Raw genomic sequence first — 14,335 nt, 5'->3', positions numbered from 1 at the left:
AACGTCACCCCCGGACCAGCACCACCTCGAGCGTGCGCGGCCCGTGTACGCCCTCGACCCGGTCGAGTTCGATGTCACTGGTGGCCGAAGGACCCGATATCCACGTCAGCGGCCGGCCCGGTACCAGCCGCGGCAGCGCCTGCCCGACCGAGTCCACCACCTGCTCCGGCGCCCGCACCACCACCACGTGATGGTCCGGCACCAGCGTGATCCGGCGCCGCCCCTGCGCGGGCCCGCCGTCCAGCACGATCGTCCCGGTCTCCGCGATCGCCACCGCGCAGCCCGTCACCACACTGTCCACCGCGTCCAGTTCGGCGGCGGTCAGCTCCACGGTGTCCGGCACCTGCCGCACCCCGTCCGCCACCAGCCACGCATCCGGCAGCCCCTGCGGCACCACCACCGACCGCGCGCCGCGCGCCGTCAGCAGCCCGCCGATCAGCGCCGGCAGCCCGGCCTCGTCCGTGTGGTGCACCAGCGCCCGGTAGTCCGCCAGATGCTCCGCCAGCATGCCCACCGGGTCGGCCGGTGAGTGACTGGCCAGATAGTCCCGCACCACCGGCACCTGATCCGGCGTCTCCTCGCGCGGCACGTCCGCCAGCGCCCGCCGCACCCGCGCCAGCACCATCTCCCGCGCGCTCATTCCCCGCCCGCCTCTCGCGTCCGCCGCTGCCACCAGTCACGGAACGGCTCGGCCGGCACCGCCGGCACGTCCCGGCTCGCCGTCCACGCCCGTCCCGGCCCCGGCAGCCGCCGCCGCGGCACCAGCCGCCGCGCCCGTCCCGCCAGCCGCTGACCGGCCCGCAGCGCCCCCGGACGGTCCAGCGCCCAGGTCGCCGCCCGCAGCGCCGCCCGCTCCGCCGCGTGCCCCTTCGCCGGACGGATCCGGGTCCGGGTGCCCCGCACCGTCACCGGACCGCCCTGCACCACCCGTTCCCGCAGATGCACCAGCACCTCCGGGATGTCGATGGCCACCGGGCACACCTCGTAGCACGCCCCGCACAGCGAGGAGGCGTACGGCAGCGACGCGTCCAGCTCACTGGCCGTCCCGCGCAGCTGCGGGGTGAGAATCGCCCCGATCGGCCCCGGGTACGGCGACCCGTACGCGTGCCCGCCGGCCCGCTCGTACACCGGGCACACATTCAGACAGGCCGAACAGCGGATGCAGCGCAGCGCCTGCCGGCCCACCTCGTCGGCCAGCGTGTCGGTGCGGCCGTTGTCCAGCAGCACCAGATGGAAGACCCGCGGCCCGTCCCCGTCCGTCGTCCCCGTCCACATCGAGGTGTACGGATTCATCCGCTCCGCCGTCGAGGAGCGCGGCAACGTCTGCAGGAACACCTCCAGGTCCTGCCAGGACGGAATCACCTTCTCGATCCCCACCACCGAGATCAGCGTCTCCGGCAGCGTCAGGCACATCCGGCCGTTGCCCTCGGACTCCACCACCACCAGCGTGCCGGTCTCGGCGACCATGAAGTTCGCCCCGGAGATCCCGACCTTGGCGCGCAGGAACTTCTCCCGCAGATGCAGCCGCGCCGCCTCCGCCAGCTCCGCCGGGGAATCCGTGAGCCCCTCGGGCGCCGCCCGCCCCCAGCGCGCCATCTTCTCCGTGAAGATGTCCCGGATCTCGCCCCGGTTGCGGTGGATGGCCGGCACCAGGATGTGCGAGGGCAGATCGTCGCCCAACTGTACGATCAGCTCGGCCAGATCCGTCTCGTTGGCACGGATGCCGGCCGCCTCCAGCGCCTCGTTGAGACCGATCTCCTGGGTGGCCATCGACTTGACCTTGATGACCTCCCGCTCCCCGGTCTCCCGCACCAGATCGGTGACGATCCGGTTGGCCTCCGCCGCGTCCGCCGCCCAGTGCACGATCCCGCCGGCCGCCGTGACCGACGCCTCCAACTGCTCCAGATAGCGGTCCAGATGGCGCAGCGTGCGGTCCTTGATCGCCGCCCCGGCCGCCCGCAGCCGCTCCCAGTCCGGCAACTCGGCGACCGCCGCCGCCCGCTTGTCGCGGATGGTGTGCGTGGCGTGCCGCAGATTCCCCCGCAGCGTCGTGTTGCCCACCGCGTCCTTGGCCGCCCGGGGGAACGGCGGCATGCCCAGATACGTCCCCGTACCACCGCTCACCGGAACGGCACCTCCTCGGTGTTCGCCAGAATCTCCGCGATGTGCACCGGCCGCACCCGCGAACCCAGCCGGGACAGCGTGCCCCCGATGTGCATCTGGCACGAGTTGTCCACCGTGCACACCGCCGAGGCACCGGTCGTCTCGATGTTGCGGGCCTTGTCCGCGCCCATCGCCGCCGACACCGCCGCGTTCTTCACCGCGAACGTGCCGCCGAAACCACAGCACTCCTGCGCCCCGGGCAGCTCCACCAGCTCCAGCCCCCGCACCGCCGACAGCAGACGGCGCGGCCGCTCGCCAAGACCCAGCATCCGCAGCCCGTGACAGGTGGGGTGGTACGTGACCCGGTGCGGGTAGTACGCCCCCACATCCGTCACCCCCAGCACATCCACCAGGAACTCCGTCAGCTCCAGCGTCCTGGGCACCACCGAGGCCGCCAGCTCGGCCAGCTCCCCGCCACGCCCCTCCGCCGCCGCCTTGCTGCCGATACGCGGGTAGTTGTCCCGCACCATCGCCGCGCACGAACCCGAGGGCGCCACGATGTAGTCGTACCCCTCGAACGCCTTGGCGTAGCGGCGCACCAGCGGCTCGCTTTCGTACCGGTAGCCCGTGTTGAACTGCGGCTGCCCGCAGCAGCTCTGCTCCACGGGGAAGTCCACGCTCACCCCCAGCCGCTCCAGCAGGGTGACCACCGCCCGCCCCGTCTGCGGATACAGGGTGTCGTTCACACAGGTGACGAACAGCGCGACCCGCATCACCGCCCCACCTCCCGGCCGCCGGAGATCCGGGCCGCCGCCCGGTCCCACGCGCCCGCGTCACCCATGGGCTCATGGTGCCGCAGCGGCGCGGTGGCGCGCAGCAAGCCCCGCAGCTCGGCGAGTCCACCACCGAGCACCCCCGCCGCCCTGGCCTGCACCAGCACATTGCCCAGCGCCGCCGCCTCCGCCGGACCCGCCACCACCGGCAGCCCGCAGGCGTCCGCCGTCAGCTGGCACAGCAACTCGTTCCTGGCCCCGCCGCCCACCACATGCACCGTGTCCACACTCCGCCCCGACAACCGCTGCGCCTCACGCACCGTCACCCGGTGGGCCAGCGCCAGCGAATCCAGCACACAGCGTACGGTTTCGGCCGCGTCTCTCGGCTCCGGCTGACCCGTACGCGCACAGGCCCGCGCGATCCGGCCCGGCATGTCCCCGGGCGCGATGAACTCCGGATCACCCGCGTCCACCACCGAACGCAGCGGCTCGGCCCGGGCGGCGTCGCGCAGCAGCGGCTCCAGCCCGTACGGGGTACCCGTGCGCTCCCACTCCCGCAGACACTCCTGGAGCAGCCACAGACCCATGATGTTGCGCAGATAGCGCACCGTGCCGTCCACGCCCAGCTCATTGGTGAAGTTCGCCCGGCGGCTCTCCTGCGACAGCACCGGCGCGTCCAGTTCCAGGCCAGCCAGCGACCAGGTACCGGTGGCGATGTACGCGAACCGCTCCCCCTCCGCCGGCACCCCGACCACCGCCGAGGCCGTGTCGTGCGAGGCCACCGCCCACACCGGCACCGGGCCCGCCAGGCCCGTCTCCGCCAGCACCTCCGGCGTCAGCTCCCCGGCCGGATCACCGGGCAGCCGCAGCGGCGGGAAGAGCCCCTGATCGATGTCCAGCGCCTCGGCCACCACCGGCGACCAGGTCCGGGTCCGGGGATCGATCAGCTGCGTGGTGGAGGCATTGGTCAGCTCGGTGCCGGCCCGGCCCGTCAGCCAGTAGGCCATCAGATCCGGTATCAGCAGCAGCCGGTGCGCCGCCGCCAGCTGCGCCGAACCCCGCGCCGCCACCAGCTGGTACACGGTGTTGAACGGCAGCTCCTGCAGGCCGGTGGCCGCGTACAGCTCACGCGGCGGCAGCACACCGGCCACCTGGGCCGCCACCCCGTCCGTCCGGCCGTCCCGGTAGTGCACCGGATTGCCCAGCAGCGCGCCCGAGGCGTCCAGCAGCCCGTAGTCGACCGCCCAGGAGTCGATGCCGACCCCGGCCAGCGGGCCGCCGGCCTCCCGGCCGGCCGCCCGCAGCCCGGTCAGCACCCCGTCCCACAGCGCCAGGACGTCCCAGTGCAAGGTGCCCAGGACCCGTACCGGACGGTTCGCGAACCGGTGGGCCTCGCGCAGCGACAGCTCACCGCCGCCGGCCCGCGCGAGCATCACCCGGCCGCTGGAGGCACCGAGATCCACCGCGGCGAAATCCCGCGCGGCGCCGGTGGGGGAAGAGGCGGACACAACTCTCCTCAGGGGTTGATGGGACTCAGCGCAGGAACGCCGCGGCCACCCCGGCGTCGACCGGGATGTGCAGACCTGTGGTGTGGGTGAGATCCCCGCCCGTGAGCGCGAAGACCGCCGCCGCCACGTGCTCCGGCAGCACCTCCCGCTTGAGCAGGGTCCGCTGGGCGTAGAACGCGCCCAGGTTCTCCTCGTCCACGCCGTACACGGCGGCCCGCTTGGCACCCCAGCCACCGGCGAAGATGCCGGAACCGCGCACCACACCATCAGGGTTGATGCCGTTGACCCGGATGCCGTGCTCACCCAGCTCCGCCGCCAGCAGCCGCACCTGGTGCGCCTGGTCGGCCTTGGTCGCGCCGTAGGCGATGTTGTTCGGCCCCGCGAACACCCCGTTCTTCGACGAGATGTAGACGATGTCACCGCCCATGCCCTGCGCGATCATGATCCGCGCCGCCTCCCGGGAGGCCAGGAACGAACCGCGCGCCATGATGTCGTGCTGCAGGTCCCAGTCGGCCGCCGTGGTCTCCAGCAGCGGCTTGGAGATGGAGATCCCGGCATTGTTGACCACCAGGTCCACCCCGCCGAACGCCAGCGCCGCCGCCTCGAAGGCCGCCGCGATCTGCTCCTCGGAGGTCACATCGACGGCCACCGCGACAGCCCGGTCCGCGCCGCCCAGCTCCTGCGCCACCGCACGCGCCGCCGCCTCGTCCCGGTCGGCGACCACCACGCACGCGCCCTCGGCCGCCAGCCGCAGCGCCGTCGCCCGGCCGATGCCGCTGCCACCACCGGTCACCAGCGCGACGCGGGTCGCCAGCGGAGCCGGCGGCGGCATCCGCCGCAGCTTGGCCTCCTCCAGCTCCCAGTACTCGATGCGGAACTTCTCCGACTCCTCGATGGGGGAGTAGCGGGAGACCGCCTCGGCCCCGCGCATCACGGCGATCGCGTTCACATAGAACTCGCCCGCCACCCGCGCGGTCTGCTTGTCCTTGCCGAAGGAGAACATCCCCACCCCCGGCACCAGCACGATGGCCGGATCCGCGCCGCGCATCGCGGGCGAACCGGGCTCGGCGTGCCGCTCGTAGTACGCCCGGTACTCCTCGCGGTACGCGGCGTGCAGCTCCTTCAGCCGCGCCACGGCCTCCTCCAGCGGGGCGTCCGCCGGCAGGTCGAGCACCAGCGGCGCGACCTTGGTGCGCAGGAAGTGGTCGGGACAGGAGGTGCCCAGCGCCGCCAGCCGCGGGTGCTCGGCACGGGCCAGGAAGTCCAGCACCGGCTCGGAGTCCGTGAAGTGACCCACCTGCGGCTTGTCCGTGGAGGCGAGCCCGCGGATCACCGGCGCCAGCGCGGCCGCCCTGGCCCGGCGCTCGTCCTGCGGCAGCGCCCCGTACCCGGGCAGCTCGGCCCCGAACGGCTCCGCCGCGCCGCGCTCGGCCAGGAAGGCCTCGGCGGTCCTGATGATGTGCAGCGAGTTGCGCTCGCACTCCTCGCTGGTGGCGCCCCAGGCGGTGATCCCGTGCCCGCCCAGGACGCAGCCGATCGCCTCGGGGTGCGCCCGCCGTACCGCCGCGATGTCCAGACCCAGCTGGAAACCGGGCCGCCGCCACGGCACCCACACCACCTTGTCGCCGAAGCACTCCTTGGTCAGCGCCTCGCCGTCGGCCGCACACGCCAGCGCGATCCCCGAATCCGGGTGCAGATGGTCCACGTGCGCCGCCTCCACCAGACCGTGCATGGCGGTGTCGATGGAGGGGGCCGCCCCGCCCCGGCCGTGCAGGCAGTAGTCGAAGGCCGCCACCATCTCGTCCTCCCGGTCCACACCGGGATACACGTCCTTCAGGGCCCGCAGCCGGTCCAGGCGCAGGGCCGCCAGACCGCCCTCGGCCAGGGTGCCCAGATCACCGCCCGAGCCCTTGACCCACATCAGTTCCACGTCGCCGCCGGTGACCGGGTCGCTCGCGGTGCCCTTGGCGGAGGTGTTGCCGCCCGCGTAGTTCGTGTTGCGCGGATCGGCGCCCAGCCGGTGCGAACGCTCCAGCAGCTGCGCCACGATGTCCGAGTGCGTCATGGTGATCAGGCCCCCCATCCGGCCTGCTGACCGCCCTGGCGGTCGGCGACGATGCGCTCGGCCCAGCCCGAACGGGCGTAGGCGCCCATCGGGTCCGGGTCGAGACCCTGCTCCTCACGCAGTTCGGCCAGCAGCGGCCGCACGTCGGTGTTGTAGGCGTCCATCAGCACGGCGTTGGCGGCCAGCACATCACCGGAGGTCTGCGCCGCCGCGAGGGCCGCCGCGTCCACCAGCAGCGCCTTGGCCGTCGCCTCCTGGACGTTCATCACCGAGCGGATGATCGCGGGGATCTTCGCCTCGATGTTGTGGCACTGGTCGAGCATGAAGGCCACGTCGCTGGTGAAGCCGCCGCCCCGCACCACCTCGTACATGATCCGGAAGAGCTGGAAGGGGTCGGCCGCCCCCACCATCAGGTCGTCGTCCGCGTAGAAGCGGGAGTTGAAGTCGAAGCCGCCCAGCTTCCCCTCGCGCAGCAGCAGCGCGACGATGAACTCGATGTTGGTGCCCGGGGCGTGGTGCCCGGTGTCCACCACCACCTGCGCCTTGGGGCCCAGCTTCAGGCAGTGCGCGTACGCGGTGCCCCAGTCCGGCACATCGGTGGTGTAGAAGGCGGGCTCGAAGAACTTGTACTCCAGCAGCATCCGCTGGTCGTCCCCGAGCCGCTCGTACACCGCGGCCAGCGCCTCGGCGAGCCGGTCCTGGCGCAGCCGGATGTCGTCCTGCCCCGGGTAGTTGGTGCCGTCGGAGAACCACAGCTTCAGGTCCCGCGAGCCGGTGGCGTCCATGATGTCGACACAGGCCAGGAGGTGGTCCAGGGCCTTGCGGCGCACGGCGGCGTCGGGGTGGGTGACGCTGCCGAGCTTGTAGTCGTCGTCCTGGAAGACGTTGGAGTTGATGGCGCCGAGCCGCAGCCCGAGATCGCCCGCGTACGCGGCGAGGCCGGCGTAGTCGTCGACCGTGTCCCAGGGGATGTGCAGCGCCACGGTGGGCGCCACACCGGTGAACCGGTGCACCTGGGCGGCGTCGTCCAGCTTCTCCCGCGGGGTGCGCGGCACACCCTGCTGCGCGAACACCTTGAAGCGGGTGCCGGAGTTTCCGTAAGCCCACGACGGGGTCTCGATGGACTGCGTGGTCAGGGCCGCCTTGACGGCGGATGGAGCGGTCATGCGATCAGGGCTCCCGGGCAGCTGTGAATCGTTTCATAGAGACGCTATGAGGCGCCTCGATCGCTGTCAAGGGAACGGCAGGCCACGATCTTGACGCCGGGGGAGCGGATGACTAGCTTGCCGAGAGCCAATATGAAACCTTTCAGGAAGGTCGGGTCCATGCCACGAGTGTGCTTTCTGCTGAAGGTGCGCGCGGACCGCGCCGAGGAGTACCGCGAACGGCACGCCGACGTGTGGCCCGAGATGAAGCAGGCGCTTTCCGAGTCCGGCTGGCACAACTACTCCCTGTTCCTGCGGGAGGACGGGCTGCTGGTCGGCTACCTGGAGACCGACGACTTCGCCGCGGCCCAGCGCGCCATGGCCGCCACCGAGGTCAACGCCCGCTGGCAGGCGGCGATGGGGGAGTACTTCGAAGCGCTGGACGGCGCCCGGCCCGACGAGGCGATGCGCCCGCTCACCGAGGTCTTCCACCTCCCCTGAGCACATACCATGGCCCGGCGGCAGGGAGCGGCGGAGCGAAGAACGGGGCAGGTCGGATGGCACAGACGGTGGGCATCAAAGAGGTCGCCCGGCATGCGGGGGTGTCGGTCGGCACCGTCTCGAACGTGATCAACCGCCCCCACATGGTCGCCGAGGAGACCCGCGAGCGGGTGCTCGGCGCGATCAGCGAGCTGGGCTACGTCCGCAGCGAGTCCGCCCGCCAGCTGCGGGCCGGCCGCAGCCGCATCATCTCGCTGCTCGTGCTGGACATGGCGAACCCGTTCTTCGTGGACGTCGCCTCCGGCGCCGAACGCGTCGCGCGCGGCGCCTCGCTGGGCGTGATGCTGTGCAACAGCGCCCAGAGCGTCACCGAGGAGGCCGACTACCTCTCGCTCTTCGCCGAACAGCGGGTGCGCGGCGTCCTCGTCACCCCGGCCGATCTCACCGGCCGCAACTTCGCCGAGTTCCGCCGGCACCGCATCCCCTTCGTCCTGGTGGACCGCGTGCTGCCCAGCGCCGAGGGCTGCTCGGTCTCCGTCGACGACATCCTGGGCGGCCGGCTGGCCGTCCAGCACCTGCTGGACCAGGGGCACTCGTCGATCGCCTATGTGAGTGGCCCGATGTCGCTCCAGCAGTGCCGGGACCGCCGCGACGGCGCCCTCGCCGCGCTGACCGACGCCGGACTCGACGCGTCGGCGCTGCGCGTGGTGGAGGCCGATCGCCTCGATGTCCCCGAGGGCCGCGACGCCGGCGCCCGGCTGCTGGGCATGGACCCCCGGCCCTCGGCCGTCTTCTGCGCCAACGACCTGCTGGCCCTGGGCGTGCTCCAGGCCCTGTTCGCCGAGGGCGTGCGGGTGCCCGAGGACGTCGCCCTGGTCGGCTACGACGACATCGAGTTCGCCGCGGCCGCCGCCGTGCCGCTCACCTCGGTACGCCAGCCCGCCGTCCGGATGGGCCGCCAGGCCGCCGAACTCCTGCTGGAGGAGACCGGCGACGAGGCCGACCGTCACCGGCACCAGAGCATCGTCCTTGAGCCCGAACTCATCATCCGTGACTCCACCCTGGCGCCGCATCACTGAGACCTGACGCCCGCGCCCGGCGTACGCCCCCGGTACTCCGAGCGCCTCACCCGCCTGTCCCGCGCCGGGCGCTCAGGCTCTAGCGTGTGGATCATGAGCGACTTCTTCCACACGAGCGTGCTCCAGCTGACCACCGGATCCGCCGAGGCGGTGATCGACCTGACCCACCGCTGCCACAAATTCCTCGCCGACGTCGCACCGGGCTCGGACGGACTCCTCAACATCTTCGTCCCGCACGCCACCGCAGGCGTCGCCATCCTGGAAACCGGCGCGGGCAGCGACGAGGACCTGCTGGCCGCCCTCAATGACCTGCTCCCGGCGGACGACCGCTGGCGCCACCGCCACGGCTCCCGCGGCCACGGCCGCGACCACGTCCTGCCCGCCCTGGTCCCACCGCACGCCACCCTCCCGGTCCTGGCGGGCCGCCTCCAACTGGGCACGTGGCAGTCGGTCTGCCTGGTGGACACCAACAAGGACAACCTCCACCGCCAAGTCCGCCTGACCTTCCTGGGATGACCCTGATCATTCTGATGTGGGGCGGGTGGGACTCGACCCCGCGGCCGACGGCACCTCCTTGGGCCACGGGCGGTACACCGGGAGCGAACGGCACACGAGCCGGCAACCGGAGCGTGGGTTGCCCCATTACACGGTTCCGGCCGGTGATGATTCGTACCCGGCCCGGGCCGATCACCGCGGAATCCCGCCGGCGCCATGAACCACCGGGCCCCGAAGCGCCCCGCCCACACAGGAGCCCGCCGAGCCAGGAGGCGCTCCAGCCGGCAACCGCCCGACCGTGCCGCGCCACAGAGGCCGCGGCGGTCAGGGGAGGAGCCGCTGTTCCTTGGCCACCGCCACGGCACCGGCGCGGGTGTCGACGCCGAGCTTGTCGTAGATGCGGCCCAGATGGGTCTTGACCGTGGACTCGCTGATGAAGAGGGCGCGGGCGATGTCCCGGTTGCCCAGGCCCTGGGAGAGCTGGGCGAGGATGTCGCGTTCACGGGCGGTGAGCGGCGGACGCGTGGCCCGGTCCCGGCCCGCGGCGCGGCCGGGACCGGGCCGGGACAGGACGGTGCGCCCGGTGGCCGCGGCGTGGATGGCGGCGAACAGTTCCTCCGGACGTTCGGCCTTCAGCAGGTAGCCCGTGGCCCCGGCCTCGATGGCGCGCGCCAGGTCGGCGTCGGTGTCGTAGGTGGTCAGCACCAGGACGCGGCCGTGGCCGGGGGTGGCCGTGATGCGGCGGGTGGCCTCGGTGCCGTCGATCCCGCCACCGAGCTGAAGGTCCATCAGCACGACGTCCGGCCGCAGCCGGGCGGCCACCGCGACGGCTTCCTCGCCGCCGGCGGCCTCACCCACGACCTCCAGCCCGGGAGCGCTGCCCAGCAGGGCGAGCAGCCCAGCGCGTACCACGGCGTGGTCGTCACACACCAGAACGCGCACGCTCGTCCCTGACACGGCAGCGAGGGGCCCGTCGCTCACCGCGTCGCCTCCAGGGGGATGGTGACGGACACGACCGTGCCCCGGTCCGGCGCGGATTCGATGGTGAGGGTGCCGCCGAGCCGCCCGGCCCGAGCCCGCATCGCGGGAAGACCGTGACCACGCGGTGCCGGCCCCTCGCCGGGCCGGGCGAGGGCGGGGTCGAAGCCGCGGCCGTCGTCCGCCACGTCGAGCAGCACACGGTCCTCCAGGAAAGTGAGGGTGAGTACGGCGGTGGTCGCGCCGGCGTGCTCGCGGACGTTGGCGAGGGCGCCCTGGGCGATGCGCAGCAGCGCGGACTGCGCGTCGTCCGGGAGGTCGCGGGCGCCCTCGATGTGGCAGTGGACGCTCAGCTCCGGCCCGCTCGTACGGGCGGCGAGGGCGCCGAGCGCCTCGGGCAGGCCGTCGGCCCGGGCCAGGTCGGCGGGGGCGAGGTCGTGGACGAAGCGCCGCGCCTCGGTGAGGCCGTGGTCGGCGACCGTCCCGGCGGTGCGGACGTGGGCACGTGCCTGGGCCCGGTCGGTCTCCCAGAGGCGGTCGGCCGCCTGGAGCAGCATCCGCTGGCTCGACAGGGACTGGGCCAGGGTGTCGTGGATCTCCATGGCCAGGCGCTGGCGTTCGGCGAGGATCCCCTCCCTGCGCATGGTCGCGGCCAGGTCGCGGCGGGTGCGGAGCAGCGTTCCGATGAGCTCGCGCTGCCGGACGGCCTGCCGCCGCATCTGCTCGAAGACGGCAGTGGCGATGGCGGCGATCGCCGGCGGGGCCAGCAGCACGGTGGGGTCGAGCCGGTCGGCGAGCCGGAGCTGCGCGGCGACGACGAGCGCGGTCAGCAGGCCGACCAGGGCGAGCGCGGGACGCGGGGGCAGCACACGCAACCCTGTGTACAGCAGCGGTACCGCGCACCAGGCGAAGCTCGGCGCCAGGACGACGAGCACCGCCCAGACGGCCACCACGGCGGCCAGCCGGGCCAGCCGGCTGCCCGCGGGGAGGCCGGGGAGGGAGCCGAGCACGTACAGAACGGCCAGGGTGAGCGAAAGCGCGATGATCCACGGCGTGCGCGGCTCGCCGGGGTGGCGCAGCAGGAACCGGACCAGCGAAGCGCTCAGCAGGAGCGCGAACGCCGTGTGCATGACGGCCGCGAGCCGGCGGGTGTCCGCTTCCGCTGCGGCCTCCTCGTGCGTCACCGGTTCCTCCGCCCCACTCGCCCGAACTGCGCAAACACTCCCATGGTGCCGTGTACCGCGCGCCGCCGGGTCATCCGATCGGACGACCCGGCGGGGGTGGGAAGGGCCGGAGGATCGACGGCGGGCGGACGGCAGCGGGCCACCGCCGCGCAGGACGAGGAGAGACCCCGACATGAAGCGTGCGCTGACCGTCACCGTCACCGTGGTGGCCCTGGCCGCCGGAACCATGGGCATCGTGGCCGCCCAAGCCGATGCCCCGGCCGACGCCGCCTCCCCCGCGGCCCCCCAGCGCGACGGGGCCGACGACCGGCACCTCCGGGAGAGCGAACGCCTGACCGTCGCCGCGGCCACCCTCGCCGCCCAGGCCGCGCTGGACGCCGCCGAGGAGGCGGACCAGCGGGTGACGGTCGCGGTGGTCGATCGCGACGGCAACACCGTCGTGACGCTGCGGGGCGACGGCGCGGGGCCGCAGTCCTACGAGTCCGCGGAGCGGAAGGCGTACACGGCGGTGTCCTGGAACTCCCCGACCTCGGATCTCGTGGAGCGCCTGGAGGGCGCCCCCACGCTGCGGGACATCCCGGGGACACTGTTCCTGCCCGGCGGCGTGCCCGTCACCGCCGACGGGGGCCCCGTCGCCGGCATCGGCGTCGCGGGCGCGCCCAGGGGCGATCTCGACGAGGAGTTCGCGCGCGCCGGCGCCGCCGCGCTCGGTCTCCGCTGAGCCCGGTTCCACCCGCACCCGAAGGGACGTCCTGTGCACGCCGAAGGCCATGACCTGCTCCAAGCCGCTCACCGCGGAGACATCGCTGCGGTGAGCGCGGCGATCCGCGCCGGTGCCCCGCTGGAGGTCACCGACGACCACCGGCGCACGCCCCTGCTGCTCGCCGCGCTCGCCGACCGTGTCGACGTGGCACGGGCCCTGGTCGCGGCAGGAGCGGACCCGAACGCGCAGGACGATCGCCGGGACAGCGCCTGGCTGGTGACCGGGGTGACCGGCAGTGTCGCGATGATGCGGACCCTGCTGCCGGCCGGACCCGACCTGAAGCGGACCAACCGCTTCGGGGGCATCGCCCTGATCCCCGCGTGCGAACGCGGTCACACGGCGTACGTACGGGCCGTGCTGCGGGAGACGGAGATGGATGTCGACCATGTCAACCGGCTGGGGTGGACCGCTCTGCTGGAGGCGGTGATCCTGGGCGACGGGGGTTCTGCGTACGAGGAGATCGTCGGCCTGCTGCTCGCCGCCGGCGCGACCCCCGGCCTGCCCGACGGCGAGGGTCGCACGCCCCTGGAGCACGCCGAGCACCGGGGATTCTCCTCCCTGGCGGCCCTGCTGCGCGAGGCCGGCGGATGAGGTGGGCACTGCTCCTCGCCGCGGCCGCAGTGCTGTTCGCCGGATGCGCCGGGGAGCCACCGCGCCCGGTGACGTCCGCCGACCCGCAGTCGGCGGCCCTCCCCTCCACACCGGGGGAAACAGCCGCCGCCGGCACGCTGCTCGTCACCGATTTCGGGAGCGACAGTGTGTCGTTCGTCGACCCCGCCACGGGAGACAGCGACTCCGTGCGGGTGGGCACCGCGCCGTACGGCCTGGCCGTCGGCGGGGACGGCCGGGCCTGGGTCGCGACCGCGGAAGGAGTCGCGGTGGTCGACACCCGTGACCGGAAGCGGCTGGCCCTCGTCCCGTACCGGACACCGACCGGGCCGCCGGCCACCGGTGAGTACCGGGGTGGCGGTATGGGCATCGCGCTCTCCCCCGACGGGTCGCGAGTTCATGTCGGGGTGAACGTGCCCGGCGACAGCGGAGTCCTGGAGACGATCGACACCGCCTCGCTCCAGGTCACCCGCACTGTCCCGGTCGGCCGGCGGCCCTTCGACGTCGACGTGGCGCAGGACGGGTCGCAGGTGTACGTCACCAATCACGACTCGTTCGACGTGACGGTCGTGCGTGCGGACGGTTCCCCTCCGCGCCGCATCGAGGTCGCGCCCTACGGCACCGAGGGCGGCCTCGCCTCCTGGCTCAAGCCGCACTACGCCGCTGTGCGCCCCGGTGACGGACATCTGCTGCTGCCCTTCGAAGGCGAACGGCTCGTTGTTGTCGACCCGCACACCGAGGAGTCGACGGTCGAGCCGATGACTGCCGACACTCACCAGCACGGCGTCACCGTGGCACCGGACGGCACCCTGCTGGTGGTGGGCACCGGTCCCATCGGTGCCGCCACGGTCGAGCCGAGCCTCACCGTCCGCGCACCGGACGGCCGCGAACGGCTGATCCCGTTGGAGGGCCCGCACGAGAACGTCGTGCTCTCGGCGGACGGCGGCACCGCGTTCGTCACCGGCGGCTTCACCCGCGACGGCCACTGGGACGGCATCACGGTCGTCGACCTGGCCGCCGGCACCACCCGGCGACTCCCGGCCGGCCACCGCCCCCTGGACATCGCGGTGCTGTAGCCGGCGGTGACGGGCGAGCCCACCGGGCCCCCTCACCTCGCTCCCGCGCCGGTCAT

General features: G+C 73.1%; 14 protein-coding genes. 6 read left to right on the top strand and 8 right to left on the bottom strand.

What is annotated here, in order from left to right; translation table 11 throughout:
- Positions 1 to 4 precede the first annotated feature (4 nt).
- From ACTFAP_RS00570 to rhaI, 6 genes are read right to left on the bottom strand one after another with little or no spacing between them, the layout of a single operon-like run.
- Positions 5 to 640 carry an LUD domain-containing protein gene (locus ACTFAP_RS00570; protein WP_495683053.1) on the bottom strand — a complete coding sequence of 212 codons (636 nt, stop codon included), beginning with the start codon at positions 638 to 640 and terminating at the stop codon, positions 5 to 7.
- Complete coding sequence (locus ACTFAP_RS00565) at positions 637 to 2,094, bottom strand: lactate utilization protein B (RefSeq protein WP_500469595.1); 1,458 nt, start codon at positions 2,092 to 2,094, stop codon at positions 637 to 639. The genes ACTFAP_RS00570 and ACTFAP_RS00565 overlap by 4 nt, the downstream gene beginning before the upstream one ends.
- 26 nt (positions 2,095 to 2,120) lie before the next feature.
- On the bottom strand, positions 2,121 to 2,876 hold the full coding sequence (locus tag ACTFAP_RS00560) for a (Fe-S)-binding protein (RefSeq protein WP_390115523.1): 756 nt from the start codon (positions 2,874 to 2,876) through the stop codon (positions 2,121 to 2,123).
- Entirely contained in the window at positions 2,876 to 4,384 is a 1,509-nt protein-coding gene (locus ACTFAP_RS00555; protein ID WP_495683052.1) for an FGGY-family carbohydrate kinase, read from the bottom strand. Before ACTFAP_RS00555 ends, ACTFAP_RS00560 begins: the two co-directional genes overlap by 1 nt.
- A 25-nt stretch (positions 4,385 to 4,409) precedes the next feature.
- Positions 4,410 to 6,449, bottom strand: a complete 2,040-nt coding sequence (locus ACTFAP_RS00550; protein WP_500467936.1) for a bifunctional aldolase/short-chain dehydrogenase — start codon at positions 6,447 to 6,449, stop codon at positions 4,410 to 4,412.
- Between the two features lie 5 nt (positions 6,450 to 6,454).
- Entirely contained in the window at positions 6,455 to 7,615 is a 1,161-nt protein-coding gene (rhaI, locus tag ACTFAP_RS00545) for an L-rhamnose isomerase (RefSeq protein ID WP_386539678.1), read from the bottom strand.
- A 159-nt stretch (positions 7,616 to 7,774) separates the two neighbouring features.
- On the opposite strand from rhaI, the gene ACTFAP_RS00540 reads away from it, so the two are divergent.
- The 3 genes from ACTFAP_RS00540 (at position 7,775) to ACTFAP_RS00530 (ending at position 9,690) form a co-directional block, all read left to right on the top strand.
- The gene (locus ACTFAP_RS00540; protein ID WP_390115528.1) at positions 7,775 to 8,095 is read left to right on the top strand and encodes an L-rhamnose mutarotase; all 321 of its coding nucleotides are present in this window, start codon (positions 7,775 to 7,777) and stop codon (positions 8,093 to 8,095) included.
- A 56-nt stretch (positions 8,096 to 8,151) separates the two neighbouring features.
- Positions 8,152 to 9,174 carry a LacI family DNA-binding transcriptional regulator gene (locus ACTFAP_RS00535; RefSeq protein WP_500467935.1) on the top strand — a complete coding sequence of 341 codons (1,023 nt, stop codon included), beginning with the start codon at positions 8,152 to 8,154 and terminating at the stop codon, positions 9,172 to 9,174.
- A 93-nt stretch (positions 9,175 to 9,267) separates the two neighbouring features.
- Positions 9,268 to 9,690: a secondary thiamine-phosphate synthase enzyme YjbQ gene (locus ACTFAP_RS00530; RefSeq protein ID WP_390115531.1), complete on the top strand. Its 423-nt coding sequence runs from the start codon at positions 9,268 to 9,270 to the stop codon at positions 9,688 to 9,690.
- A 303-nt stretch (positions 9,691 to 9,993) separates the two neighbouring features.
- On the opposite strand, the gene ACTFAP_RS00525 is transcribed toward ACTFAP_RS00530, so the two are convergent.
- A complete protein-coding gene (locus ACTFAP_RS00525) occupies positions 9,994 to 10,626 on the bottom strand; it encodes a response regulator (protein WP_500467934.1) in 633 nt (210 codons plus the stop codon).
- Between the two features lie 20 nt (positions 10,627 to 10,646).
- Entirely contained in the window at positions 10,647 to 11,777 is a 1,131-nt protein-coding gene (locus ACTFAP_RS00520) for a sensor histidine kinase (protein ID WP_500469594.1), read from the bottom strand.
- A gap of 226 nt (positions 11,778 to 12,003) precedes the next feature.
- On the opposite strand from ACTFAP_RS00520, the gene ACTFAP_RS00515 reads away from it, so the two are divergent.
- The 3 genes from ACTFAP_RS00515 to ACTFAP_RS00505 are packed head-to-tail and all read left to right on the top strand — an operon-like array spanning position 12,004 to position 14,279.
- Positions 12,004 to 12,552: a GlcG/HbpS family heme-binding protein gene (locus ACTFAP_RS00515; RefSeq protein WP_500467933.1), complete on the top strand. Its 549-nt coding sequence runs from the start codon at positions 12,004 to 12,006 to the stop codon at positions 12,550 to 12,552.
- Positions 12,553 to 12,585: 33 nt separating this feature from the next.
- Positions 12,586 to 13,185, top strand: coding sequence for an ankyrin repeat domain-containing protein (locus ACTFAP_RS00510; RefSeq protein WP_451751755.1), 600 nt, complete (start codon positions 12,586 to 12,588; stop codon positions 13,183 to 13,185).
- Positions 13,182 to 14,279: a YncE family protein gene (locus ACTFAP_RS00505; RefSeq protein ID WP_500467932.1), complete on the top strand. Its 1,098-nt coding sequence runs from the start codon at positions 13,182 to 13,184 to the stop codon at positions 14,277 to 14,279. The genes ACTFAP_RS00510 and ACTFAP_RS00505 overlap by 4 nt, the downstream gene beginning before the upstream one ends.
- Positions 14,280 to 14,335 lie beyond the last annotated feature (56 nt).

Source organism: Streptomyces sp. PH9007, assembly GCF_059813725.1.
This window is presented reverse-complemented; position numbering and strand designations above follow the sequence as displayed.